This is a genomic window from Okeania sp. SIO2F4 (assembly GCF_010672385.1).
Classification (GTDB): domain Bacteria; phylum Cyanobacteriota; class Cyanobacteriia; order Cyanobacteriales; family Microcoleaceae; genus Trichodesmium.
Map to the genome: position 1 here is coordinate 1 of NZ_JAAHGT010001120.1, position 2,804 is coordinate 2,804.

Below are 2,804 nucleotides of genomic sequence, written 5' to 3' on the forward strand. Positions count from 1 at the left end.
TTGAAATTACCACCAATTAAGTGTTAAGTGTTCCCTAAAAGCAGTAAGATTTTTATACACAAATAAAATAGGATTGCTATAGCAATCTGCCCATTGGTTATGAAAATTTTTATAATAGTTAATTTGAACTAAAAATATTTAAAATTATGACTCCTAACTCCCACCAAAATATTACAACTTAAATAAGATTGCTATATATATTTTGAAACTATTTGTGACATCTTTAAAGTGAATTTGTATAGTAGTATCTGGGGATTTTAACTAAGGCTTTTCAGCAATAAGGTAATACCAATTCTTAAAATTAAGATTCATAGATACAGGTGAGAAGATGGAGAAATGGGGAGAAACGGGATTGGAAATTTATAGGTCATTTCAGTTATCAGTTATCAGTACCTCCGACGCTTTGCATCAGGATTGAAATACATATGGTGAATATTTTCTCTTGGTCGATTGGATATGGCTAGGTTAGTAGTGCATCCCATCCTAGGGAAAGCTCGACTTTTCAGTCGCGCAGCGTTTCATGTCGGCAACAGCCGAAAACGACCGCTTTTTCATCCTCTTAAAAGGGGAGGTTTTCAACCTTATTTTTTGGTAATAGAAACTAGATATAGCATTAGTATGCACGAAATTGTATAAGTATATTTTTGTGTGCTGGCAAAGGAAGCATGACCAAGGAAAAGATAATACCTAGTTAACACATAAATTAAATTTATTAATAGAGATAGATTATATTAATAATACTACTTGCTTATCGGAGCAAATTTTTCATAATTATCCTCAGCCAATAAAATATTTTCTATGGTTTCTCAACATCTTAAATATATATAAAATATAAAGTTTTAATTTTGATTACTGACCTGAATCGACCACCAATATTTGCAGCCAGATTTTCCATGACTTTTGATATATTGCATATACCATCAACCTTTGAAAACTTAACATCCACACCTAGAGAAAATTTGACTACTCAAACTAAGTTCAGCAATAGGACATTCTGGCCAAAAAAATTAACATAGAGCCAGGTACAGAAATAGTTATACTAGATGCCACTAGATTCTAGTACCCATAATTAACTTAAATCTTAATCAATTTTTCTATTTTCTTCTCTAGTAAGCTATTATAAAATATAGGAGGTAAGCTGCTATTGTATAATTTATTCTTAGTGTCAACCACAGTATAAAAATCATAGACAGCTAATCTTAACTATAAAAACCAAGGAACTTAAAAGAATATTTAAAAATAAATTATTTGGAGAAAAATGAGCAGAAATAAACAACTATTAAATCAACATAAACAATTACCTGAACCTCAAAAAAATGATTTTTTTAAAATATTTAGTGAGTCTCCAATAGGAACATCAACTTGGAATTGGATTTTAACTCGTCCTCGTTCTGAAAAAAGTAAAATTTTCTTACCTCTCTCTACAGGAGCAGGCTTAACAACAGATTATGAACCATTATTTTTATTAAAACTTCCTTCTGGGAAAAGTTGGGATTTAGAAAGTTCTGTTAAAGTAACTGCTAAAGCTGGAGTTTTTATTACAAAAGTAGGCTCTATTTCTGTTGCACCACTATATGTACTGTTCCAGTTATCAGGAAATGATTATATTTATCAAGTTTGGATTAATCATTATGGGGGAGATATGTTACCTTCTCCTTTAGATCGACTGGGAAAAATGCCTTATTTAACTCTATTGTTAATAGAAGATAAATCGCAGCCAGAAAGATTGATTAAAATTGATAATCAAATAGATTGGTCATGTTTGAAAACCAAAGTTGAATCGGTAAAGTCTTGGGATTTAGCAGCTTTCAATACAGTAAAATCTATATCACATTCTGCTCAAGAATTATGGAACAGAACAACAGAAGCAGAAGTGAAGGAAACAACAATAGCTAAGTTAAATGACCGCTTTAGAAATGGAGATAAAAGTTTAGGAGAATACAGAATGAGTCGGCAAGTATTAGCATTGCCGAGAAAAAAACAAAAAGAACTATTTAAAGAAATTCAAGATTTTTCTGATTTTACACTTGAAAATGACCCCAAAGGTCAACATGAAATGGGTCGAGTAACAATGGATGGTGTGGAATATATTTGGAAAATTGACTATTTAGATACAAGCATGATTATGTTATCAGATGCACCAGAAGATATTAATAAAACTACTAGGGTATTATTGGTTATACGAGCCGATGAACGTTAATATCATTAGTTGTTTCCCTGGGTGAAATGAATGGGTAGCATGACCTATAAAAGGAATCAGAAAGAAGTATTTTGGTTGGAAAAATTTATCTTTATGGTTCAAGGAAATTTCTCTCTAATACTTTCGTTATTCTCCAAATAATTTCTGATTTGTTTATATATTTGCTACACAAAAAAGTGGAATTAATAGTCTTGATATGTAAACATTTAGCCATTAGCACTCAGCCATTAGTTATTACCTTAATCGCCGAATGAAGTTATAATCAGTATGGAAAAACTGAGGTCTAATTTAAAGTATGGGTTCAAGCACATCAGCTAACTTTAGCTATCCATAACAAATGTGCCTTATTATTCACAAAAAAGCTGAATATTTACCTTGATAGTGACAACTTTTCCTTGGTGATTAATATAATTTTCTGATACTGTTCAGTTAAGGATTTGTTGTGGCAAAACTGTGATGTGTAATAGCTTTTATTTACGTTATCTATCAGATAAATTTTGGTCTTATCTGAATCATATTGTATTGTATTATTTCCAACAAATTAATTATGATTCCTAAATCAGAAGGAAGTTAGTAGAGGTTTTGTCTCCAAATCCTTAGTAAA

General features: G+C 30.8%; 2 protein-coding genes. Both read left to right on the forward strand.

Annotation, left to right across the window (positions count from 1 at the left end):
• Positions 1–845 precede the first annotated feature (845 nt).
• Positions 846–1,016, forward strand: a complete 171-nt coding sequence (locus tag F6K22_RS37810; RefSeq protein ID WP_293109959.1) for a hypothetical protein — start codon at positions 846–848, stop codon at positions 1,014–1,016.
• Positions 1,017–1,258: 242 nt separating this feature from the next.
• Positions 1,259–2,200, forward strand: coding sequence for a DUF3768 domain-containing protein (locus F6K22_RS37815; RefSeq protein ID WP_293109961.1), 942 nt, complete (start codon positions 1,259–1,261; stop codon positions 2,198–2,200).
• Positions 2,201–2,804 lie beyond the last annotated feature (604 nt).

Coding starts and splice junctions, on each gene's coding strand:
- F6K22_RS37815 (WP_293109961.1), top strand. CDS start 1,259: ATGAGCAGAAATAAACAACTATTAAATCAACATAAACAATTACCTGAA.